25 protein-coding genes are annotated in these 19,779 nt (G+C 65.2%); 7 read left to right on the top strand and 18 right to left on the bottom strand.

Features of this window, described 5'->3' with window-relative positions; all coding sequences use genetic code 11:
• Positions 1-18 precede the first annotated feature (18 nt).
• From PKE80_RS16595 to PKE80_RS16560, 8 genes are all read right to left on the bottom strand, one after another.
• A complete protein-coding gene (locus tag PKE80_RS16595; RefSeq protein ID WP_271183445.1) occupies positions 19-879 on the bottom strand; it encodes a cupin domain-containing protein in 861 nt (286 codons plus the stop codon).
• Positions 876-2,012, bottom strand: coding sequence for a GNAT family N-acetyltransferase (locus PKE80_RS16590; protein ID WP_370424144.1), 1,137 nt, complete (start codon positions 2,010-2,012; stop codon positions 876-878). The genes PKE80_RS16595 and PKE80_RS16590 overlap by 4 nt, the downstream gene beginning before the upstream one ends.
• A gap of 152 nt (positions 2,013-2,164) precedes the next feature.
• Positions 2,165-4,258 carry a sodium-translocating pyrophosphatase gene (locus tag PKE80_RS16585; RefSeq protein ID WP_271183443.1) on the bottom strand — a complete coding sequence of 698 codons (2,094 nt, stop codon included), beginning with the start codon at positions 4,256-4,258 and terminating at the stop codon, positions 2,165-2,167.
• 136 nt (positions 4,259-4,394) lie between these two features.
• Complete coding sequence (gene thiL, locus PKE80_RS16580; protein ID WP_271183442.1) at positions 4,395-5,354, bottom strand: thiamine-phosphate kinase; 960 nt, start codon at positions 5,352-5,354, stop codon at positions 4,395-4,397.
• Positions 5,355-5,369: 15 nt separating this feature from the next.
• Complete coding sequence (gene nusB, locus PKE80_RS16575; RefSeq protein WP_271183441.1) at positions 5,370-5,813, bottom strand: transcription antitermination factor NusB; 444 nt, start codon at positions 5,811-5,813, stop codon at positions 5,370-5,372.
• On the bottom strand, positions 5,810-7,099 hold the full coding sequence (hisD, locus tag PKE80_RS16570; RefSeq protein WP_271183440.1) for a histidinol dehydrogenase: 1,290 nt from the start codon (positions 7,097-7,099) through the stop codon (positions 5,810-5,812). Before hisD ends, nusB begins: the two co-directional genes overlap by 4 nt.
• Positions 7,099-7,752 carry an ATP phosphoribosyltransferase gene (hisG, locus tag PKE80_RS16565; RefSeq protein WP_271183439.1) on the bottom strand — a complete coding sequence of 218 codons (654 nt, stop codon included), beginning with the start codon at positions 7,750-7,752 and terminating at the stop codon, positions 7,099-7,101. Before hisG ends, hisD begins: the two co-directional genes overlap by 1 nt.
• A gap of 218 nt (positions 7,753-7,970) precedes the next feature.
• Positions 7,971-8,243: a BolA family protein gene (locus PKE80_RS16560; RefSeq protein WP_008829491.1), complete on the bottom strand. Its 273-nt coding sequence runs from the start codon at positions 8,241-8,243 to the stop codon at positions 7,971-7,973.
• Between the two features lie 40 nt (positions 8,244-8,283).
• Between PKE80_RS16560 and PKE80_RS16555 the strand changes: the two genes are divergently transcribed.
• Positions 8,284-8,874, top strand: a complete 591-nt coding sequence (locus PKE80_RS16555; RefSeq protein WP_271183438.1) for a J domain-containing protein — start codon at positions 8,284-8,286, stop codon at positions 8,872-8,874.
• 77 nt (positions 8,875-8,951) lie between these two features.
• Here the strand turns inward: PKE80_RS16555 and PKE80_RS16550 are convergent, their stop codons facing one another.
• The 8 genes from PKE80_RS16550 to PKE80_RS16515 form a co-directional block, all read right to left on the bottom strand.
• Complete coding sequence (locus PKE80_RS16550) at positions 8,952-9,401, bottom strand: SRPBCC domain-containing protein (protein ID WP_271183437.1); 450 nt, start codon at positions 9,399-9,401, stop codon at positions 8,952-8,954.
• A gap of 11 nt (positions 9,402-9,412) precedes the next feature.
• Complete coding sequence (locus PKE80_RS16545) at positions 9,413-10,063, bottom strand: glutathione S-transferase family protein (protein ID WP_202902827.1); 651 nt, start codon at positions 10,061-10,063, stop codon at positions 9,413-9,415.
• Positions 10,063-10,542, bottom strand: coding sequence for a VOC family protein (locus PKE80_RS16540; RefSeq protein ID WP_271183436.1), 480 nt, complete (start codon positions 10,540-10,542; stop codon positions 10,063-10,065). Before PKE80_RS16540 ends, PKE80_RS16545 begins: the two co-directional genes overlap by 1 nt.
• The gene (locus PKE80_RS16535; protein WP_271183435.1) at positions 10,539-11,165 is read right to left on the bottom strand and encodes a glutathione S-transferase family protein; all 627 of its coding nucleotides are present in this window, start codon (positions 11,163-11,165) and stop codon (positions 10,539-10,541) included. Before PKE80_RS16535 ends, PKE80_RS16540 begins: the two co-directional genes overlap by 4 nt.
• Before the next feature lie 71 nt (positions 11,166-11,236).
• Positions 11,237-12,061 (bottom strand): VOC family protein, encoded by an 825-nt coding sequence (locus PKE80_RS16530; protein ID WP_271183434.1) that lies wholly within the window; start codon positions 12,059-12,061, stop codon positions 11,237-11,239.
• 3 nt (positions 12,062-12,064) lie between these two features.
• The gene (locus tag PKE80_RS16525) at positions 12,065-12,436 is read right to left on the bottom strand and encodes a DUF1428 domain-containing protein (protein ID WP_008829484.1); all 372 of its coding nucleotides are present in this window, start codon (positions 12,434-12,436) and stop codon (positions 12,065-12,067) included.
• Position 12,437: 1 nt separating this feature from the next.
• The gene (locus PKE80_RS16520) at positions 12,438-13,142 is read right to left on the bottom strand and encodes a glutathione S-transferase family protein (protein ID WP_271183433.1); all 705 of its coding nucleotides are present in this window, start codon (positions 13,140-13,142) and stop codon (positions 12,438-12,440) included.
• Between the two features lie 28 nt (positions 13,143-13,170).
• The gene (locus PKE80_RS16515; RefSeq protein ID WP_036524588.1) at positions 13,171-13,599 is read right to left on the bottom strand and encodes a VOC family protein; all 429 of its coding nucleotides are present in this window, start codon (positions 13,597-13,599) and stop codon (positions 13,171-13,173) included.
• A gap of 70 nt (positions 13,600-13,669) precedes the next feature.
• On the opposite strand from PKE80_RS16515, the gene PKE80_RS16510 reads away from it, so the two are divergent.
• From PKE80_RS16510 to PKE80_RS16500, 3 genes are all read left to right on the top strand, one after another.
• Positions 13,670-14,386, top strand: coding sequence for a winged helix-turn-helix transcriptional regulator (locus tag PKE80_RS16510; protein WP_271183432.1), 717 nt, complete (start codon positions 13,670-13,672; stop codon positions 14,384-14,386).
• Between the two features lie 63 nt (positions 14,387-14,449).
• A complete protein-coding gene (cobS, locus tag PKE80_RS16505; RefSeq protein ID WP_271183431.1) occupies positions 14,450-15,439 on the top strand; it encodes a cobaltochelatase subunit CobS in 990 nt (329 codons plus the stop codon).
• Between the two features lie 18 nt (positions 15,440-15,457).
• A complete protein-coding gene (locus PKE80_RS16500; protein ID WP_271183430.1) occupies positions 15,458-16,189 on the top strand; it encodes a hypothetical protein in 732 nt (243 codons plus the stop codon).
• A 19-nt stretch (positions 16,190-16,208) separates the two neighbouring features.
• Here PKE80_RS16500 and truA read toward each other — a convergent pair whose 3' ends face one another.
• On the bottom strand, positions 16,209-16,955 hold the full coding sequence (gene truA / locus PKE80_RS16495; protein WP_271183429.1) for a tRNA pseudouridine(38-40) synthase TruA: 747 nt from the start codon (positions 16,953-16,955) through the stop codon (positions 16,209-16,211).
• A gap of 96 nt (positions 16,956-17,051) precedes the next feature.
• Between truA and PKE80_RS16490 the strand changes: the two genes are divergently transcribed.
• On the top strand, positions 17,052-17,576 hold the full coding sequence (locus PKE80_RS16490; protein WP_211150017.1) for a cupin domain-containing protein: 525 nt from the start codon (positions 17,052-17,054) through the stop codon (positions 17,574-17,576).
• 2 nt (positions 17,577-17,578) lie between these two features.
• Here PKE80_RS16490 and fmt read toward each other — a convergent pair whose 3' ends face one another.
• Positions 17,579-18,487, bottom strand: coding sequence for a methionyl-tRNA formyltransferase (gene fmt, locus PKE80_RS16485; protein WP_271183428.1), 909 nt, complete (start codon positions 18,485-18,487; stop codon positions 17,579-17,581).
• 60 nt (positions 18,488-18,547) lie between these two features.
• Between fmt and recR the strand changes: the two genes are divergently transcribed.
• Complete coding sequence (recR, locus tag PKE80_RS16480) at positions 18,548-19,144, top strand: recombination mediator RecR (RefSeq protein WP_008829476.1); 597 nt, start codon at positions 18,548-18,550, stop codon at positions 19,142-19,144.
• Between the two features lie 62 nt (positions 19,145-19,206).
• Positions 19,207-19,776 carry a peptide deformylase gene (def, locus tag PKE80_RS16475; protein ID WP_008829475.1) on the top strand — a complete coding sequence of 190 codons (570 nt, stop codon included), beginning with the start codon at positions 19,207-19,209 and terminating at the stop codon, positions 19,774-19,776.
• Positions 19,777-19,779: the final 3 nt, after the last annotated feature.

Genomic DNA, 19,779 nt, shown 5'->3' with positions numbered 1-19,779 from the left:
GAATGGAGGGCGGACTATTTACAGGCCCAGCTCGCGCGCGATGCGCCAGCCCGTCGCCTTGATGCGGTTGCGATCCGGCCAGCGTCCTGGCGGCTTCGGCTTGAGCCCGCAGCGGCGCAACAGGCCGTTGAAGGCCCGTGCGTCGGCTTCGGCAAAGCTCCACTCCGAACGCCAGGTGATCGACAGCGAAACGGACGGCTCCGGCCCGTTGCGGACGAAATGCGGTGCCATCACCGGCACGTAGAGCGCTTCTCCCGGCCCAAGCGGGAATTCGCGACCCCCGGAGAGCAGCTCTTCACGCCACTTCAGTTCGCGGCCGCCGCCGGTGTGATAGGTCTCGTGGACTTCGTCCGGCGCGAAGGTCGGATCGCCGGCCGAGAACTGCGTCATGACTTTCGAGCCGCGCACCTGCATCAGGATGTTGTGCTCTGGATCGAAGTGATAGGGCGTCACGCCCCCAGCGCTGGTCACGAAGACGAAGGCCTGCGTCTTGAGCATGCGCCCGGTGCGCGATTCGATGGCCGGGCGGATTTCCGCCAGCAGTTCGGAGAGAAGAGCGGCATAGGCCGGGTCCTGCTCGACGTTCTTGAGCACCGCCCAAGAGCGGGTCGTCTCAATCTGGCGGATCGTTTCCCCGATGGGGATGCCGGTCGGCGCGGGCTTGCCTTCGACGCCGATGGGCTGGTCGCTGGCATTGTATTCGACCGAGGCTGCCGGAAGCCCCTCCGCCAGCCGCGCCAGTGCCTCCAGTTCCATCAGCGGATGCGCACCGAGGGCATGAGTCAGCTTGTGCGGCACTTCGGGATAGTGCGATGCGAAGGCGTCGCGCGCGGCATCCGGGAACACCGGACCTGTTTGGAGGATAGTTGGGGCGTTCATGCTTCCTGTCCGGCGGGATGGCGCGCGGTTTCTGCGCGCACGAACTGTCGGAAGACGGCACGGCGCAGCTTTCCACCGATGGCGATGGAGAGCCGCCCGATACCTCGGCGCTCGCGCCAGAGGTGGTCGATCATCGGATGGTCGGCGCTGGCGCAACTGTCGGTCCAGACGATCTCCGGGCGGTCCAGCATGGCTAGGTTCTCGCGTTGGAGCAGCACGCCCGGAGAGAAGCGCGCATACGTCTCGTCGAATGCGGTCTTGTACGAATAGGCGCCTGGCGCGGTCAGGAACGTCGCCAGCATTGCGACGGGGCGACCGTCGAGCGTCAGCGATAGCCTCTCCAGCCTTCCGCGCAGGGCGGCGCCTTCGAGGCTTTCGCGGAACATCCGCTCAGTCCGTTCGGAGCTTGCCAGCGCGGAACCGCCCTGTCCCTTCCAGCCCGCAGCCTCCAGAGTAAGGAAGTCCGTACTCCACTGTGCCACGTCGCGCGCATCGGTGCGGTGCTCGAAGGCGAGGGCGCCCTCCTCTCCGAGACGGTTGGCCTGACGGCGCAATTCCTTGCGCTTCTTGCCGGAAAGTGCACTTTCCAGATAAGCGTCCGACGATAGGTCCGACGCAAGCATGGCACGTGCCTCGCGGTGGACGATCTCCAACTGTCGCGAACCCTGTGCCGCCACGGCCTCCAGCGCGGCGTAAAGCGGCCCGCCCGGTACCATGCCGCGCAAATGCAAGAACAGCGCTGCGCCCGGCCGTGCGTCGGCCCATCGCAGTACGGCCTGCCAGAAAGGTACTTCGGCACCCTTCGCAACCAACGGCACGCCGCAGAAGCAATTTGCGTGGAGCCAACTCGACAAATGCGGCATCGGCCAGCGGTAGTAGCGCCGGGGATGAGCGATCGGCAGCAGGCCGGCGAGGCGGCCGTCCTGTTCGAAGCGCAGAATCGTCACGTCATCGGTATTCGGTAAGTGGCGCAAGGAAGGCAGAAGATACCAGCTTTCGAAAAAGGGATTGGGCTCGCTCGCGTCGAGGGCAAGGCCATCCCAGGCTTCGACCTCGCTTTCCAGCGCGCGCCAGGGCAGAGCAGAAAGGTTGCTAGAAGACGGGCGCACGGGTGCAGGCTCGGCTTCGAGCACCGGTGGAGCCTCTTTGCGGTATGCCTCGCCAGCCACTTGCAGAGCGAATCCTGTTGCCGGAACGTTGCGTGTTCAAGGCCTGAACTAGTGGCGAGAAATCAAGGAAACGCTAACGGCACCGCGCCTGTATCGCGGGCGCGGTGCCGCCGTGATCAGCCCTTCGCCATCGCCGCGAGCAGCAGCAGCGCGACGATGTTGGTGATCTTGATCATCGGGTTCACCGCAGGGCCGGCGGTGTCTTTATAGGGATCGCCCACGGTGTCGCCGGTGACCGCGGCCTTGTGGGCCTCCGACCCCTTGCCACCGTGGTTGCCGTCTTCGATGAACTTCTTGGCGTTGTCCCAAGCGCCGCCGCCCGAAGTCATCGAGAGCGCCACGAAAAGCCCGCCGACGATCACGCCCAGCAACAGAGCCCCAAGCGCCGCGAAGCCATTCTCCGGCCCCGCGACCCAGCTGATCGCATAATAGACCACAATCGGCGCCAATACCGGCAGCAGCGAGGGGATTATCATCTCCTTGATCGCCGCTTTGGTGACAAGATCGACAGTCCGCGCATAGTCGGGTTTTTCGGCGTAAGTCATGATCCCCGGTTTCTCGCGGAACTGCTCGCGCACATCGACCACCACGTCGCCCGCCGCGCGGCCCACCGCCGTCATGCCCATCGCCGCGAAAAGGTAGGGCAGCAGCGCGCCGAGCAGCAGCCCGACGATGACGTAGGGGTTCTCCAGGCTGAAGTTAACTTCAAGCAGCGGGAAGAACTCGCGCAAATCGGTAGTATACGCGGCGAACAATACCAACGCGGCAAGGCCAGCCGAGCCGATGGCATAGCCCTTGGTGACGGCCTTGGTGGTATTGCCGACGGCGTCGAGCGCGTCGGTCTTTTCACGCACGGCGTCGTCGAGGCCGGCCATCTCGGCGATGCCTCCGGCGTTGTCCGTCACCGGACCATAGGCGTCCAGCGCCACGACCATGCCGGCCAGCGCCAGCATCGCAGTGGCCGCATAGGCGATCCCCAGCAATCCGGCCAACTGGTGGGCGATGATGATACCTGCGACGATCACGAGGGTCGGGAGCGCCGTCGCCTCGAGGCTGATCGCGAGGCCCTGGATCACGTTCGTCCCGTGGCCGGTGACGGAGGCCTTGGCGATCGAGCGGACCGGACGGTAATTGGTCCCGGTATAGTATTCGGTGATCCAGATGATGAGCCCCGTGATGGCAAGACCGACGAGCGCGCAGTAGAACAGTGTGCGCCCGTTGAAGTCGCCGCCCGGAATGACGGTCTCCATGTCGCCGAGGGCATGGGACACGGCCCACCAGATCGCCGGGATCGAAAGCACTGCTGTCACCAGGAAACCCTTGTACATGGCTCCCATGATGTTCTTCGAACCGCCGAGACGCACGAAGTATGTGCCTATGATCGAGGTGACGATGCAGACGCCGCCAATGAGCAGCGGCAGCGCCATCATCGTGGCGAGGCTGTCTGTGCCTTTGAGCAGCAGTGCGGTCAGCACCATCGTCGCGCCGACCGTGACGACATAAGTTTCGAACAGGTCGGCAGCCATGCCGGCGCAGTCGCCGACATTGTCGCCGACGTTGTCGGCGATCACGGCGGGGTTGCGGGGATCGTCCTCGGGAATGCCGGCTTCCACCTTGCCGACGAGATCTGCGCCGACGTCTGCCGCCTTGGTGAAGATGCCTCCGCCCAGGCGCGCAAAGATCGAGATCAGCGAGGCGCCGAAGGCGAGGGCGGTCAGCGCCTCGACCACGGTGCGGTCCTCTCCGCCCACGGTATGTGCGGCCGGACCGGTGAGATACCAGTAGAATACCGCGATCGCGAGCAGCGCGAGGCCGGCCACCAGCATGCCGGTGATGGCACCCGCTCGGAAAGCCAGCGTCAGACCGTCCTGCAGTCCTTTCTGCGCCGCTGCGGCGGTACGGACGTTCGCGCGTACCGAGATGTTCATCCCGATAAACCCGGCCAGGCCTGACAGGATCGCGCCGATCACGAAACCGGTGGCCGAAACGGCCCCGAGCGTGAAGGCGAGGATGACCGCGACGATCACGCCGACCACGGCGATGGTGGAATACTGCCTCTTCAGGTAGGCTTGCGCCCCCTCCTGAATGGCGGCGGCAATCTCCTGCATCTTTTCGGAGCCTGCGGGAGAACTGAGCACCTGGCGACTGGTGATGATGCCATAAATGATGGCAAGAAGTGCCAGGACTATTGAAATCGTGACTAGATCCACGAAGACGTCCCCTTCCCAATATGTTGTAGCGGCGGGTTTTCCCGCTCGCGACGACTAGGGCTATAGACAAGCCGAATGGGTGGCAAGCGGGGATGACACCGTACCACCGGCAATCTCGAAGAGAGTCGCTTACGGCCTAGTGCTGGTAACCGAGGCGGTCTGGCAGTGACAGCTGCCTGCCGTCAATCGACAGGGACAAGCCTGAGCCATCCTCTACCGAGCCTATCGGCGTGACCTGCCGGTCCAGCGCGCTGGCTGTTTCCAGAATGCGCGCGGTATGCTCCAGTGGTGCGGTAAACAGCAGTTCGTAGTCGTCCCCGGCTGTCATTGCGGCCATTCGCGCTTCTACCGTCTCACCGGCAATGGCGACCAGTGCGGGGGAAAGGGGCACGGCGCCAGCGTCCAGTGCAATGCCGACACCGCTCGCCTCAGCCATGCGCAAGGCATCGACGAGCAACCCGTCAGAGACATCCATCATCGCATGGACCAGTGGTACAAGTGCCACGCCGAGGCGCGGCTCGGGCGAGGGGCGTCGATAGCGTGCGAGAAGTGCCGCGATGGTGGTTTCCGGGCCTTCAAGCCGACCCAGTGCGGCCGCGAGGCCTGGTCCGGCGTCACCGATGGTCCCGCTCACCCAGAGCCGGTCCCCGGGTTTCGCGGCGCTACGCGAGGGCACGGGGCAATGCTGTCGCCCGGTGCCTAGCGCGGTGAGGGAAAAGCTGCGGGGCGCGCCTTCGGGCATGCGCACGGTGTCCCCGCCCAGCAGCGGAATGGCGAACCGGCGGCAGGCATCGTCCAGTCCGGCGAGGAACGCGGCGTCCCAGTCGGCATTGCCGAGCGCGTGCGAATAGAGGCACCCTACCGGCGTCGCGCCCTTGGCGGAGAGGTCGGAGACGTTCACCGCCACCAGTTTCCAGGCGACGTCTGCAGGCGGATCGCCGGGCAAGTAATGAACGCCTTCGACGACGGTATCCATCGTCAATACCAGCGCCTCGCCACCGATCTGGAGCACGGCGGCATCGTCCGCCAGCCGCCGTGCGGCGGGGTCGGTGGCGATGGCGCGCAGCGCGTGGATGAAGGCGTGCTCGCCGGTCATCCCGGAACTATGCCGTCAGCGGACCGACTTCGCTACTGAATCGAGGACGCCGTTGAGGAACTTCGCCTCGCGCGGGTCGAAGAAGGCATGGCAGACGTCGAGGTATTCGCTGATCGCCGCGCCGGTCGGAATGTCGGCGCGGGCTATGAGTTCGTAGGCGCCCGCGCGCATGATCTGCAGCATCGTCTTGTCGAGACGGCCGAGCGACCAGCCCTCGGTCAGCTTGGAGGCCAGCAGTTCGTCGATCTCGTCGCGGCGGGCGATGGTACCCTTCACGACGTCGTCGAAGAACGCGACTTCGGCCTGCGCGAACTGCGCGTCGTCGATCTCCATGCCGAGGCGGTGGCGGTGGAATTCGTCGAGCAGGGAGGCCATCGGGGTGCCCTCCATGTCGAACTGGTACAGCGCCTGGACGGCGGCGAGGCGCGCGGCGGCGCGCTTCTGCTTGGGATTGCTCATGAGTTCAGCCTTACGGAAATGGAGCGCGCGTGCGCGGGAAGCCCTTCCGCTTCGGCAAGGGCGACGGCGGCGGGGCCGATGGCCTCCAGCGCCGCGGAATCGAGCTGGATGAAGCTGGTCCGCTTCATGAAATCGAGGACCGAGAGGCCCGAGGAGAACCGCGCGCGGCGCCCGGTGGGCAGGACGTGGTTGGGCCCGGCGACGTAATCGCCGACCGCCTCGGGGGTCATGCGGCCGAGGAATACCGAACCAGCGTGCCGGATGCGGCGCATAAGGCTTTCGGGATCGTCAGTGGCGATCTCGACGTGTTCGGCGGCCAGCGCGTTGGCGAGCGCGGGCGCTTCGTCGAAGCTGGCGACGTCGACGATGACGCCGTTGACGCTCCAGCTTTCGCGGGCGGTCTTCTCGGTGGCGAGCGCGGCCAGTTCGATTTCGACTGCCTCAGCCACCGCATCGGCATAAGCCGCGTCGTCGGTGATGAGGATTGACTGCGAGGTCGGGTCGTGCTCGGCCTGGCTGAGCAGGTCGGCGGCGATCCGGCGCGGCTCGTTCTTGGCGTCCGCGATGACGAGGATTTCGCTCGGCCCCGCGACCATGTCGATGCCGACGACGCCGTAGAGCTGGCGCTTGGCCTCGGCCACCCAGGCATTGCCGGGGCCCGTTACCACATCGACGGGGGCGATGCGGTCGGTGCCATAAGCCAGCGCGCCGACAGCATGGGCACCGCCTACGCGCCACACTTCGTCCACGCCCGCAAGATGCGCGGCAGCGAGGACGAGCGGATTGACTTCGCCCTTCGGCGTAGGCGTGACGACAACGAGACGTTCCACGCCTGCGACCTTGGCGGGAATGGCGTTCATCAGCAGCGAGGACGGATAGGCCGCGCGCCCGCCGGGGACGTAGAGACCCGCCGCATCCACCGCGTTCCACGTCGCGCCAAGGCGCACGCCGGCGGCATCGGTGTAGTCACGGTTTTCGGGCAACTGCGCGGCGTGGTAGGCGCGGATACGCTCTGCCGCGAGTTCCAGCGCTGCGCGCAAGGTCGGTTCGAGCGCGTCGAAGGCGGCCTTGCAGGTAGCGGCATCGACGTTCCAGCCGGTCTGGTCGAGGTCATGGCCGTCGAACTTCGCCGTGAGATCGGCAAGCGCTGCATCACCACGCTCGCGCACGTCCCGGAGGATCGCGGCGACGTCAGCGGCCACGTCAGCCGCGCTTTCGCGGCGGTCGGACACGACGCGGGCGAACGCGTCGGCAAAGCCGGGGTCAGTGCTGGACAGGCGCAGCATCAGGCGGCTTCCTTCTCGGCCACCAGCGCGCGGAAGGCCTCGACCAGCGCGGCCACGCGTTCGTCGGTCTTGAGCGCAGCGCGGTTGACGATCAGGCGCGCGGAAATGTCGAGGATGCGGCTCGTTTCGACGAGGCCGTTCTCCTTGAGCGTGCGGCCGGTGGAGACGAGATCGACGATCCGGCTCGACAGGCCGAGGCACGGCGCCAGTTCCATCGCGCCGTTCAGCTTCACCACCTCTGCCTGCACGCCCAGCTTCTCGAAGTGGCGGCGGGTCAGGTTGGGATACTTGCTGGCGATGCGCAGGTGCGAGGGCAGCGCGCCGCCGGTCTCGCCCACCTTTTCGGCGACCGAGAGGCGGCAGTGGCCGATGTTCAGGTCTACCGGCGCGTAGAGATCGGAGTAGGCGAATTCCTCCACCACGTCCGAGCCAACGATGCCGACTTGCGCAGCGCCATGCGCGACGAACGTGGCGACGTCGAAGGCGCGCACGCGGATCAGGCGCATATCGCTGTTTTCGCAAGCGAAGGAGAGCGCGCGAGACTTCTTGTCATGGAATTCCGCCTCGGGAATCACACCGGCGCGCGCCATGAGCGGCAATGCTTCGTCGAGGATTCGGCCCTTGGGCACGGCGAAAGTCAGAGGTGTCGGCATGGTGCGCGCCTTAGTCGGGCAAGGCGCAAAGGGCAACCGGGGTGTTTGCCCTGAGCAAGCTACAGGGCAACACGCCGTCATCCCAGCGAAAGCTGGGATCGCTGGCCGTGAACAACCCACCCAACGGCAGGGTGTTGTTCGGCCAGCTATCGCCTAAAGCATTGCCAGCGGTCCCAGCCTTCGCTGGGATGACGGGTGTATGTCTGCGGGCTTCGCTCTTATTCCCCCGGCGCGCTGGCCTTGATCGCCACCGCATGGACGCGATTGCCGGGAATGTCGCCCAGCGCCGCATTTACCAGTCGCTGGCGCTGCAGACGTGAGACACCGGCGAACTGCGGGCTCTCGATCAGGATGGTGAAGTGCGATTCGCCGCTGCCGTCATCGCCGGTATGGCCGCGGTGCGTGGCGGAATCGTTGACCACGTCAAGCGACGTGGGAGCGAAGGCGGCGGTCAGAAGCTGCCGCATTTCCTGTTCGAGTGGTCCAGACATGGGGTTCCATTTAGGCGATCGATGTCCCATCTGGAAGCCGGTGAGACAGCATAGATTTCATGGAAGGTTCGAATCCACCGGTCACGAGTGCGCCTGGCCGGGGTGCGATGAGGCGGGCGAGTTTCGCGCTCCGGGCGGTCGGCCGTCCGGGTTCGATGGGCCGGGCGACTACCGCTGGTTCTGCCTCGAGCATGTGCGCCAGTTCAATTCGGGCTACGACTACTTCGAAGGCATGGAAGCAGAGGAGATCATGCGCGCGCAGTCCCCGCTCCACGGTTGGGAAACGCAGACCCGTGCGTTCCGGCCTGATGCGGGCGTGGATCAGGCGCCGAACTGGGCGAACTTCTCCGACCCGCTTGAGGCGATTCAGGCACGGGCGAGGGCGCATGTGAAGCGGCGCAGGGCTGACCTGAAGCCCGAAAACGCGCGCTTCACTCCGAACGAGCGCAAGGCTTTGGAGACGCTGGGGCTGGACGGGGACATCGACCGCAAGACCCTGCGGTTTCGCTATACGCGGCTTCTGCGGCAGTATCATCCCGACCACAACGGCGGCGATCACAGCCATGCCGCGCGGCTGCAGGGGGTGGTCGAGGCGTATCAGGTCCTCAAGAACGCGGCGGCTTTCGGGTAGGACCCATCTTGGCCCTACATTCCCCGTCACCCTAAACTTGTTTCAGGGTGACGAAGTGGAAAGAGGAGCAGGGCGCGTTATTCGTCCTCGCCCTCGCAGATCGCTGCCAATTGGTCCGCACAGGCGGCCCAGCCTTGCGTAAAGCCCATTTCCTCATGCTGCTTGCAGGTATCCGCGCTCCAGTGGCGGGCGGTGGCGGTATAGCGCGTGCCTTCGCCTTCCGGAGCGACTTCCCAGATGCCGATCATGAACGGCCCGCTCGGTTGGAGATCGTCCACCACCGCATCGGTCGAGGCGAAGCGGCGGCCTTCCTCATAGGCAAGGTAGATGCCGTTCTGGGGCATGACTTCGCCGTCAGGGCCGTACATCGTCATCTTGCAGACGCCGCCGGGGCGCTTGTCCTGTTCATCGACCTCGGCGCGCCATGGGGTAGGGCACCACCATTCGTTTTGGCGGTTGGCCATGACGCCCCACACTTTCGCAGGCGGTGCGGCAATGTAGCGGGTGACGGACAGTTCGTTGCTCATCGTTGTTCTCCTCAATCTCGATCAGGCGCGCCAAGAGGGAAGAACGCGCGGTACGGGCGGGCGGCCTCGACGCAGGTGCTGACCGGCGGCAAGGCGAGCAGATGGGCGCGCCATGCCTTCAGGCGCGGAAAGCTGTCGGCGATGGGGAGGACCCAGTCGGCGTAGAACAGCGAGGGCGCGGCGGCGCACTCGATCAGGGTAACCTGGCCTTGCGCCGGGTAGTACTGAAGCCAGCCCTCCAACCAGGCGTAACTGCGTTCCAGCCGTTCCCGCGCTTCGCCGATGCGGGTCATGTCCGGGTTTTCGGCATCGCGAATGTGTTCGTTCACGACCTCCTGCATGTTGCCCATGACGTAGTTGTCGAAAACCCGGTCGAGCATGCGTACGCCGATCGCCGCTTCGGCATCGGAGGGCAGCAGGACATCCGGCTCGACATGGTGCAGTTGCAGGTGCTCGATGATCGAAGTCGCCTCGAAGATCAGGTTCTGGCCGTCCTGCAGGACCGGGAACTTGCCCGCTGGTCCGGCCATGGCGACGATCTTGCCATGATCGGGGTGATCGCCGTCGACGATGCGGAACTCATGTTCCAGCCCCGATCCCAGCAGCGCGATCTGCGCCTTCCAGGTGTAGGACGAGAAGGGGTGGCCGTAGAGTGCCAGCATCAGCCTTTCACCGCCGCCTCGATCGCGGCGATGTCGATCCTGCGCATCGTCATCATCGCTTCCATCGCGCGCTTGGCGGCGGCGCGGTCGGGGTTCGCCATGGCATCGGTGAGGGCGCGCGGGGTTATCTGCCAGTTGAGGCCCCACTTGTCCTTGCACCAGCCGCACATGCTTTCCGCCCCGGCGTTGCCGACGATGGCGTTCCAGTAGCGATCGGTCTCTTCCTGCGTGTCGGTGGCGACCTGGAACGAGAACGCCTCCGACTGCGGGAACTGCGGCCCGCCATTGAGGCCGATGCACTCGATCCCCATCACCGTGAATTCGACGACAAGTACGTTGCCCTGCTTGCCGTCAGGATAATCGGCGGGCGCGCGCTGGACGGAATCGACGCGGGTGTCGGGGAAGACGGTGGCGTAGAAGTTCGCAGCGTCCTCGGCGGTGCCGTCGTACCAGAGGCAGATCCGGTTTTTGGCCGTCATTTCTTCATCTCCTCTATCAGCTTGCCGTCGATGCCCTTGGCCGTGCGGTAGGCGGGGCGTTCCTGACAACGTTCGGCGTAAGCGACGAGCGGGGGCAGCGGCGGGATGATGCCGAAGGTCATGCCCCAGTCGATCGCGCTGCCGACATAGACGTCGGCCATGGTGAAGCGGGTGCCGCAGACCCAGTCGTCCTCGGCCAGCTTTTCCTCGATGGCGGCGAGGGTGCGTTCGAAACTGCCCCAGCCGGCCATCATCTCCTGCTGCGGCGTCGGCTCGAACTTGAGCGCGCGCGAGGTGATCGCCTGCTCGATCGGGCCGGAGGCGAAGAAGGTCCAGCGGTAGTAGTCCGCCATCTCGCCGTCGTTGGGAAGCAGGTGCGCTTCCGGGTTCATCTCCGCCAGGTAGAGGCAGATCGCGGCGGCCTCGGTGATGACGCGGTCGCCGTCGTCGGCATGGTGGATCAGCGTCGGCACCTTGGCCATCGGGTTGGCGTCTAGGAACGCGGCGGGCTTGTCCTTCCAGTCGACGAGAACCTGTTCGTAGTCCGCCCCGGCCTCGTGCAGCGCCCAGCGGGCGATCTGTCCGCGCGACATCGGGTTGGTGAAGAAGGTGTAGTCGGCCATCGGGATTCTCCCTTAGATGAGGGTGGAACATTGATGGAACGAATGGACGGCGTCAATCACCGTCCGCCCGGTTATCTGCGCGGCCCGACGAGGCCGAAGTAGGCGCCTTGCGGATCGAAGGCGTGGACGGTGTATTCGCCGGTGGGGATCTGCTGCGGATCGCCCATAGGCTTGCCGCCGCCGTCCTTTACTGCGGTCAGTGCGCGGTCAATATCGTCCACGCCGATGTAGTAGGTCCAGCCTGGCACCGGCATGAAATCAGCCTGCTTCATAACCGCGCCGATCTGCACGTCCTCCAGCTGGAGGAAGCGGTAGTCGCCGAGCGGCCCCATCGGCATCGCGCCTTGCTGGGCCCAGCCGAAGTGCTTCGTATAGAACGCCACCGCCGCATCGTCGTCCGGCGTGACGAGTTCGTTCCAGCGCACCGTCTGCGGCTTGTCCACGCTGAACACGTCGCTGGTGGCGTCGGGATCGTCGGCGGGCGGTTCCGGCGTCATCACGTAGAACGCGGCGCCCTGCGGGTCGGTCACCATGGCGAAGCGGCCGACGCCTTCCATGGTGGTGGCGGGGACGTGGATGGCGCCGCCCTCAGCCGTGATCTCGGCCACTTTTGCATCGACGTTGGGGACGTAAATGTAGCCCATCCACGCGGGGCTAGCGCCCTGTCCGATCATCTCGTCGTCGAGTGCGAAGACGCCGCCGGTATAGCCGCAGCCCGCGCCGCCGCCATCGATGCGCTCGATCATGCGGTAGTCCATGCCGGAATCGCCGGTCATTTCCGGCATGACGTTGGCGCCGATCTTCCAGCCGACGACACTGCCGTAGAAGGCGGCCGCGGCGTCGGAATCGCTGGTCATCAGCTCGTACCAGATGAAGCTGCCTACAGGGTTGCCCATGGCTCAGCCTCCCAGCGTGACGACGGGCTGGAAGCCGCCGTAGATCATGCGCATGCCGTCGAAAGGCATGGGGTTCTTCTCCGGATCCATGCGCGGGTCGGTGTTCATCGCGTCCATGACCGCAGCCATGCCCTTTTCGCGAGTCGCCTTGTCGGGCCATTCGATCCACGAGAAGACCACCGCCTCGTCCTCCTTGCACTCCACCGCGCGGAAGAAGTCGGTCTGCTTGCCTTCGGGCACGTCGTCCTGCCAGCATTCGAGGACGCGGGTGGCGCCGTGCTCCATGAAGACGGCGTCGCCCATTTCGGCGTGAGCGATGAACTTGTCCTTGTTCGCCTTGGGGACGGCGATCACGAAACCTTCTACGTAGGTCATGTCAGACTCCTTCCTTGGCAGGGTTTTCGGCCTTGGCTTTGGTCTTCGGATCATGCTCGGCGAAAGGCGCGAGTTGCGCCTCCAGCGCACGCTGGAATGCCGGGCGAGCCGTGCCGCGTTCGACGTACGCCGCGAGCGCGGGCGTCGGCGCCAGCACGGACGGGTCGGGGATGGCGCGCAGGATCGTGGTCATCGCGATATCGGCGATCGAGAAGTCCCCGGCCAGCCACTCGTCGTCGCCCAGCGCCGTTTCGAGGCGCTTTAGGCGGCCTTCCAGCGCGGTAGTGAGGGAAGGACGGCGCAGCGGCGCCCAGTCCTCCTTGCGCGAGAAGAACGTGCAGTTGACGAACTCCATCACGAAAGGCTCGATCGAGTTGAACGCGCCGAACAACCAACTCAGGACTTTTGCCCGTTCCTGCGAGCCGGTCGGAGGCAGGGCGCCCGCCTTCTCGGCGAGATGGATGAGCGTTGCGCCGCTTTCGAATATCCCGACCTCGCCGTCACGGACGAAGGGCACCTGCCCCCAGGGCTGGTCGTCATAGTACCATTCGGGACGCTCGATCGCGCTGATCAGGCGCACCTTGTAGGGCAGGGCGTATTCCTCGCAGGCCCAGCGCGGGCGCAAGTCGCGGACCTGCCCCTGCGCGAAGGAGGGCACCCATTCGTAGGCGGTGATCTCTATCTGTGAGGTCGGATCGATAGGCATCGTCTTCTCCCTCTCCCGTTTCTTTATGTCACGCCGTGGTCGGGATTTCCATTTCCCCCGAGGCGGCGGCAGGGTCCATCCACATCGTCTCCCAGACATGCCCGTCGAGGTCGGTGAAGGCGTGGCTGACCATGAAGCCATAGTCCTGTGGCGGATTGATGTCGGGCGTGCCGCCTGCCGCCGCAGCCTTGGCCTTCATCTCCGCGGCCTCTTCCTTGCTTTCACATGCAAGGCAGAGCGCCACTTCGCTGGAGCCGGTGTCGGGGATCGGGCGGTCGGTGAAGGTGCGCCATTTGTCGTGCGTCAGGATCATCACGAAGATGGATTCCGACCACACCATGCAGGCCGCCGTGTCGTCAGTGAAGCGCGGCTCGTTGGTGAAGCCTAGCGCGGTGTAGAACGCCTTGGAGCGCTCCAGATCGGTGACGGGGAGGTTCACGAAGATCATGCGTGCCATCTGCTCTCTCCTTCAGAAGGGCGAATCGCCTCTTGCCCGAACCTGACCTCAGTGGTAACTAAAAGCAACCATGAAGTCACAAAAAGAAACCATACGTTCGGAAAGCGCGACGGATAGTGTGAAACGCGCACATGGCCGCTGGTATGGGGATGCCTGCGGGGCGGCTTTCGCGATGGAACTCATCGGCGAACGCTGGTCGCTGCCGATCATACGCGAGATGATGCTCGGCCCGCGCCGTTTCTCCGAGATCCGCGCCGAACTGCCGGGCCTGAGCGCCAAGACGCTGACCGAGCGGCTGGAGAGCCTCGAAGGGACGGGTATCGTCACGCGCGAAGTGCTGCCGCCGCCCGCTTCGGTACAGGTCTATCGACTCACCGAATGGGGCCTGGCGCTGGAGCCCGTCATGCAGGAACTGGGGCGATGGGCGGTGCGCTCGACCCTCCACGATCCCACGCTGCCGATCACGCCGGTCTCGCTGATGCTCTCGCTGCGCACGATGATCCATCCCGAGCGGATCGGCGATCTGGCACTTACGGTGCGCTTCGAGGTGGGTGTCAGCAAATTCACCGGGCGGCTGGGGCAGGGCGAACTGGCGATCCATCCCTCCAGCAATGGCGATCCGGACCCCGATCTGGTCTTCGCGGCCGAAGGCGGTTTCCCTTTCCTCGCGGTATTCTACGGCAAGTGGCCGCGCGAGGAGGTTCAGGCACTGCGGATCGAAGGCGACCCATCGCTGGTCCAGCGCTTCGTCGATCTGTTCAGCCTCCCTCCCAAATGCGCGAGTTGAGCAAGGCAAGTCACCCAAACCTTATTGCGATGCAGCGGCCGGTCCTATACGCGATGCCCTACGATGACTGACTCCAAGACCCAGACCGAGAATCGCGACGCCACCGTACTGGCCGCTCCCGACATCGAACTCGACGTGCGCGAGACCTTCGGGATCGACATCAACATGAAGGTCCCGGCCTTCTCCGTGGCCGACGAGCGCGTCCCCGACCTCGACGAGACTTACGTGTTCGACCCGGACACCACGCTCGCGATCCTGGCGGGCTTCGCCTACAACCGCCGCGTGATGGTGCAGGGCTACCACGGCACCGGCAAGTCGACGCACATCGAACAGGTCGCGGCGCGCCTCAAGTGGCCGTGCATCCGCATCAACCTCGACGCCCACATCAGCCGCATCGACCTGATCGGCCGCGACGCCATCGTCCTGCGCGGCGGCATGCAGGTGACCGAGTTCCGCGAGGGCCTGTTGCCATGGGCACTGCAGCACCCTGTCGCGCTGGTGTTCGACGAATACGACGCGGGCCGTCCGGACGTGATGTTCGTGATCCAGCGCATCCTCGAAACCGAGGGCAAGCTGACCCTGCTCGACCAGAACCGCGTGATCCGTCCGGACAAGCACTTTCGCCTGTTCGCGACCGCCAACACGGTGGGTCTGGGCGACACCTCGGGCCTGTATCATGGCACGCAGCAGATCAACCAGGGCCAGATGGACCGCTGGAACCTGGTGGTGGCGCTCAACTACCTGCCCCACGCCACCGAGACCGGCATCGTCGCCGCGAAGGTGCCGCAGATCGACAAGTCGGTGATCGCCAACATGGTCAAGGTCGCGGACTTCTCGCGCCAAGGCTTCATGAACGGCGATATCTCGACGGTGATGAGCCCGCGCACGGTCATCACCTGGGCACAGAACGCGGCGATCTTCAACGACGTCGGCTTTGCCTTCCGCCTCTCGTTCCTCAACAAGTGCGACGAGACCGAGCGCATGCTGGTGGCCGAATACTACCAGCGCGTATTCGGGCAGGATTTGCCGGAAAGCGTCGTCGCCAAGGCGTAAGCCTGAAGGTGTTCGAAGATGCAAAAAACGGGCGTGCTCCCAAGGGAGTGCGCCCGTTTTTTCATGTCACCGGTGGAGATTGAAATGGCTGGGATGATATTCACGGTTCCCTTGCTGTTGGCGGCGCAGGGCTTAGCGGTGAGCGGCGTTCCGGTTTATTTCCCGGCTTCGCTGAGTGAGCAGATCCCGCAATGTCGGCATCAGGGCAAGGTCCGAAGCGCGGCACAGCTCAGTGCGTTCGAGCGGGAATGGTATTCACGCTTCCTGTACGCGGCAAAGGAGCCGTCGCTTGCGGAAATGGCGGGCACCGGCAACGCATCGGGCAGCGTGATCCGTTTTACCTGGCTACGAAGCTTCCATGCACCCGTAGTAGTGCGTGTGATGGGGCTGGGGACAGCGGCACCGCAGCTGGTCGCGACCGCGCTGACGGGACGGGGCGGCTATGACCCCGGTGTGCCCGGCCCGGTCCTCGATCGTCCGTTGCGCAAGGAGGAAGCCGCCATGCTGCAAGCTGTATTGTCGGGATCGCGGCTGACAGAGGCATCCTCGGTCGCGAACCGTCGGCCTGTCCTCAAGGAATGCGGCATTGCCGATCCGCTGGGTACGGATGGCGCGGAATGGGTGCTTGAGGCGGTCGACGCCAAGGGCTACCGCTTCGATAAGGCGTGGAGCCCCCGCATCGGCAAAGTGCGCGACATCGGATTGGCGATGCTGAAGCTGACCGGCTGGTCTATCGATCCGATCTATTGAGGCGTTCTGCTCGGCCGGTTCACGCCTCGGGATAGACCGCCCGGACGAAGTAGAGCCCGTCCGGCGGTGCATTTAGGCCGAGCTTCCGGCGATCGCGCGCCGCGAGCGCCTCGCGCAGATCCTCCTCGCTCCACCGTCCCATGCCGACGAGTGCGAGGCAGCCGACCATCGAGCGCACCTGATGATGCAGGAAGCTGCGCGCTTCCGCCTCGATCAGCACCATCTCGCCTTCGCGTCGCACTTCCAGCCGGTCGAGCGTCTTGAGCGGCGAACTCGACTGGCAATGCGCCGAACGGAACGTGGTGAAATCGTGCAGTCCCACAAGTATCTGCGCGGCACGATGCATAGCATCGGCATCGAGCGGCTTGGGCACCATCCATGCCTTGCCCCTCTCCAGCGTCAGCGGCGCGCGTCGATTGGCGATGCGGTAGATATAAGCGCGGCCGACGCAGGAAAACCGCGCGTGCCAGTCGTCCGGCACGACCTCGCAGGACAGGACCGCGATCGGATGAGGCCGCAACCTGTCGTTGAGTGCCCCCAGCAGTTTATACGCCTCGAACGGCTTCGCGATGTCGATATGGGCGCGCATTCCGAGCGCGTGGACTCCGGCATCGGTGCGCCCGGCCGCGTGCATGATGGCGCGCTCGCCGGTGACCATGAAAGCCGCATCCTCGACCGATTGCTGCACCGAGGGACCATGGGCTTGCCGCTGCAGCCCCATGAACGGGCTGCCGTCGAATTCGAGAGTGAGCGCAAAACGGGTCATTTCGCCCCGCCGATACAGGACTGGTGCCGCCGCGCAATGGGCTTGGCGTCCTGCGCATCCGGTGTCACCATCCGCTCACCGGGAAAGGAGCCTGCCATGGCCGAGAACAAAGAGCCCCGCTTCCAGATCTTCCGCGGCGCTGACGCTCCCGCGCTGGAAGAGTGCGACTGCATGACTTACGAGGGTGACACGCCCAACCTCGTCGCCGCCCAGCCATTGCTGATGGAGGCGATGCAGGTGAGGGGCGAATATGCCGACGTCCCCTACCGCCGCGAGGATATGAGCCTCGCGCGGCTATGGGTGAAGAGCGGTTTCCCGCTGCCGCTCCACAGCCACGACTGCGATTGCCTCTATTACATCGTCGCCGGCTCGATCCGCATGGGCACCGAGACGCTGGCTGCTGGCGACGGCTTCTTCGTCGGCGCCGAAGTGCCCTATGCCTACACCGCAGGCCCGGAAGGCGCCGAAGTCCTCGAATTTCGGGGCACCGACCGCTTCAACATCCGCGTCCGCGACAAGCCCCTCAGCGCATGGGAAAAGACCGCCGCGACCTTGCGCGAAGGCCACGCCCGCTGGGCCGACGAAGCGCCGCCGCAGCGCCGGATGCCCGAGAAGGCCTGAACTCAACCCAGCTTCGTGCCTGCCGGAATGGGGCGTCCGCGCAGCAGGTCGGCTACGTCCATGGTCGGCTTGCCCGCGCGCTGGATGCGGGTGACCTGCAGCGCCTGTTCCCCGCACGCGACCGTCAGGGCATCGTCGAGCGTGCTGCCCGCCTCGCCGGAGCCCTCGACGATCCGCGCCGCCAGCACCTTGTAGCGCTCGCCGTCCAGTTCGAAGAACGCGCCCGGCACGGGCATGAAGGCGCGCACCTGGCGCTCCACGTCGACCGCGCTTGCGGTGAAATCGAGTCGCGCTTCGGCCTTGTCGATCTTGCGCGCGTAAGTCACCCCGTCCTCCGGCTGCTTCACCGCGCGGTGAACGGCGAGGTCGCGTAGGGTGCCGACCAGCAGTTGCGCACCCCGTTCCGCAAGTTCGGAGGTCAGTTCCCCGGCCGTCTTCGCGTCGATCGTTGTGCGCAGCGTCGCCAGCATCGGTCCGGTATCGAGCCCGGCTTCCATCTGCATAATGGTGATCCCCGTGGTCGGATCGCCCGCCAGAATCGCCCGCTGGATCGGCGCCGCACCGCGCCATCGCGGCAGGATCGAGGCATGGATGTTGAGGCACCCGAGGCGCGGCGCATCCAGCACCGCCTGCGGCAGTATCAGCCCATAAGCCGCGACGACGGCAATGTCTGCCTCCAGCGCGGCGAAGGCGGCTTGCTCTTCCGCCCCCTTCAGCGAAACCGGATGGCGCACTTCGATCCCGCGCGCTTCGGCTTCCCGTTGCACGGGCGAGGGCGTCAGTTCCTTGCCCCGCCGTCCGCCGGGTCGCGGTGGCTGCGTATAGGCAGCCACGACCTCGTGCCCCGCCTCGACAAGAGCCACCAGAGCGGGGACCGCAAAATCGGGCGTTCCCATGAAGATGATACGCATGATGTGGGGAACTCCTGAGCGGGCTTTCTAAGATCAGGCGCAGGCCCTATCTCCCGATCCATGGCATCGCAAGAGATCGAGACGCTGACCGCCGCCCTGTCGCGCCTGCCCGGCCTCGGCCCGCGTTCGGCGCGCCGTGCCGTCCTGTGGCTGATCAAGCGGCGGGAAACCGCGCTGGTGCAACTCCTGGAGGCGCTGGACGCCGTGCGCGAGGCGCTGGTCGAGTGCCGGACCTGCGGCAACGTCGATACCACCGACCCTTGCGGTATCTGCGCCGACCCCCGCCGCGACGCACGCTCGATCTGCGTGGTCGAGGAAGTCGCCGACCTCTGGGCGCTTGACCGCGCGCGCCTGTTCACGGGGCGTTACCATGTGCTTGGTGGACGCCTCTCGGCGCTGGACGGCGTCCGCCCCGAAGACCTGGCAATCGACAGCCTGCTGCGCCGGATCGGCGAGGGCGGCATCGATGAAGTGCTCCTCGCGATGAACGCCACGCTCGAAGGCCAGACCACTGCGCACTACATCGCCGAGCGGCTTGAAGGCTTCCCGGTGCGGGTAACGCAACTGGCGCACGGCCTGCCGGTCGGCGGCGAACTCGATTATCTCGACGAGGGCACACTGGCCCAGGCGATCCGCGCTCGTCGTCCTGTCGCCTGACGCGATTTCGGCCTGCGGTGCCTGATCTTGCGAAATCGGGCTTTCGCGATTATCTGGCGCAGATGGCTATCCGCGAAATCCTCGAAGTTCCCGACCAGCGCCTCAAGCAGGTCTCGGCCCCCGTCGAAAAGTTCGACGACGAGCTTAAAACGCTCGTCGATGACATGTTCGAAACGATGTACCACGCTCCCGGCATCGGTCTCGCCGCGATCCAGGTCGGCGTTCCTCTCCGTGTACTGGTGATCGACCTCCAGCCTGACGACGAGGACGCCGAGCCGGAAGTCTGCACGTCGCATGGCGATCACCACCACACGCATCAGCCGACCAAGAAGGAACCCCGGATCTTCATCAATCCGGAAATCCTCGATCCCTCGGACGAGCACATCGTCTATCAGGAAGGTTGCCTCTCGGTCCCCGAGATCTTCGCCGATGTGGAGCGCCCCTCGCGCATCCGCGCACGCTGGCAGGACCTCGACGGCAAGGTGCACGAGGAGGACATGGACGGTCTTCTCGCGATCTGTCTCCAGCACGAGATGGACCACCTCGAAGGTATCCTCTTCATCGACCACCTCTCGCGCCTGAAGCGCCAGATGGCGCTCAAGAAGCTCGAAAAGCTGCGCAAGGCCGCCTGATTT

The sequence above is a fragment of the Novosphingobium resinovorum genome, from assembly GCF_027922145.1.
Taxonomy (GTDB): Bacteria; Pseudomonadota; Alphaproteobacteria; order Sphingomonadales; family Sphingomonadaceae; genus Novosphingobium; species Novosphingobium resinovorum.
The sequence above is the reverse complement of the archived record's forward strand: the minus strand, read 5'-3'. Positions and strand labels throughout refer to the sequence as shown.

Bases quoted from the DNA above. Each gene is read 5' to 3' on its own strand.
- PKE80_RS16595 (WP_271183445.1), bottom strand. From the start codon at position 879: ATGAACGCCCCAACTATCCTCCAAACAGGTCCGGTGTTCCCGGATGCC.
- thiL (WP_271183442.1), bottom strand. From the start codon at position 5,354: ATGACCGGCGAGCACGCCTTCATCCACGCGCTGCGCGCCATCGCCACC.
- nusB (WP_271183441.1), bottom strand. From the start codon at position 5,813: ATGAGCAATCCCAAGCAGAAGCGCGCCGCCGCGCGCCTCGCCGCCGTC.
- hisD (WP_271183440.1), bottom strand. From the start codon at position 7,099: ATGCTGCGCCTGTCCAGCACTGACCCCGGCTTTGCCGACGCGTTCGCC.
- hisG (WP_271183439.1), bottom strand. From the start codon at position 7,752: ATGCCGACACCTCTGACTTTCGCCGTGCCCAAGGGCCGAATCCTCGAC.
- PKE80_RS16560 (WP_008829491.1), bottom strand. From the start codon at position 8,243: ATGTCTGGACCACTCGAACAGGAAATGCGGCAGCTTCTGACCGCCGCC.
- PKE80_RS16550 (WP_271183437.1), bottom strand. From the start codon at position 9,401: ATGAGCAACGAACTGTCCGTCACCCGCTACATTGCCGCACCGCCTGCG.
- PKE80_RS16545 (WP_202902827.1), bottom strand. From the start codon at position 10,063: ATGCTGGCACTCTACGGCCACCCCTTCTCGTCCTACACCTGGAAGGCG.
- PKE80_RS16540 (WP_271183436.1), bottom strand. From the start codon at position 10,542: ATGACGGCCAAAAACCGGATCTGCCTCTGGTACGACGGCACCGCCGAG.
- PKE80_RS16535 (WP_271183435.1), bottom strand. From the start codon at position 11,165: ATGGCCGACTACACCTTCTTCACCAACCCGATGTCGCGCGGACAGATC.
- PKE80_RS16530 (WP_271183434.1), bottom strand. From the start codon at position 12,061: ATGGGCAACCCTGTAGGCAGCTTCATCTGGTACGAGCTGATGACCAGC.
- PKE80_RS16525 (WP_008829484.1), bottom strand. From the start codon at position 12,436: ATGACCTACGTAGAAGGTTTCGTGATCGCCGTCCCCAAGGCGAACAAG.
- PKE80_RS16520 (WP_271183433.1), bottom strand. From the start codon at position 13,142: ATGCCTATCGATCCGACCTCACAGATAGAGATCACCGCCTACGAATGG.
- PKE80_RS16515 (WP_036524588.1), bottom strand. From the start codon at position 13,599: ATGGCACGCATGATCTTCGTGAACCTCCCCGTCACCGATCTGGAGCGC.
- PKE80_RS16510 (WP_271183432.1), top strand. From the start codon at position 13,670: ATGAAGTCACAAAAAGAAACCATACGTTCGGAAAGCGCGACGGATAGT.
- cobS (WP_271183431.1), top strand. From the start codon at position 14,450: ATGACTGACTCCAAGACCCAGACCGAGAATCGCGACGCCACCGTACTG.
- PKE80_RS16500 (WP_271183430.1), top strand. From the start codon at position 15,458: ATGCAAAAAACGGGCGTGCTCCCAAGGGAGTGCGCCCGTTTTTTCATG.
- truA (WP_271183429.1), bottom strand. From the start codon at position 16,955: ATGACCCGTTTTGCGCTCACTCTCGAATTCGACGGCAGCCCGTTCATG.
- PKE80_RS16490 (WP_211150017.1), top strand. From the start codon at position 17,052: ATGGCCGAGAACAAAGAGCCCCGCTTCCAGATCTTCCGCGGCGCTGAC.
- fmt (WP_271183428.1), bottom strand. From the start codon at position 18,487: ATGCGTATCATCTTCATGGGAACGCCCGATTTTGCGGTCCCCGCTCTG.
- recR (WP_008829476.1), top strand. From the start codon at position 18,548: ATGGCATCGCAAGAGATCGAGACGCTGACCGCCGCCCTGTCGCGCCTG.
- def (WP_008829475.1), top strand. From the start codon at position 19,207: ATGGCTATCCGCGAAATCCTCGAAGTTCCCGACCAGCGCCTCAAGCAG.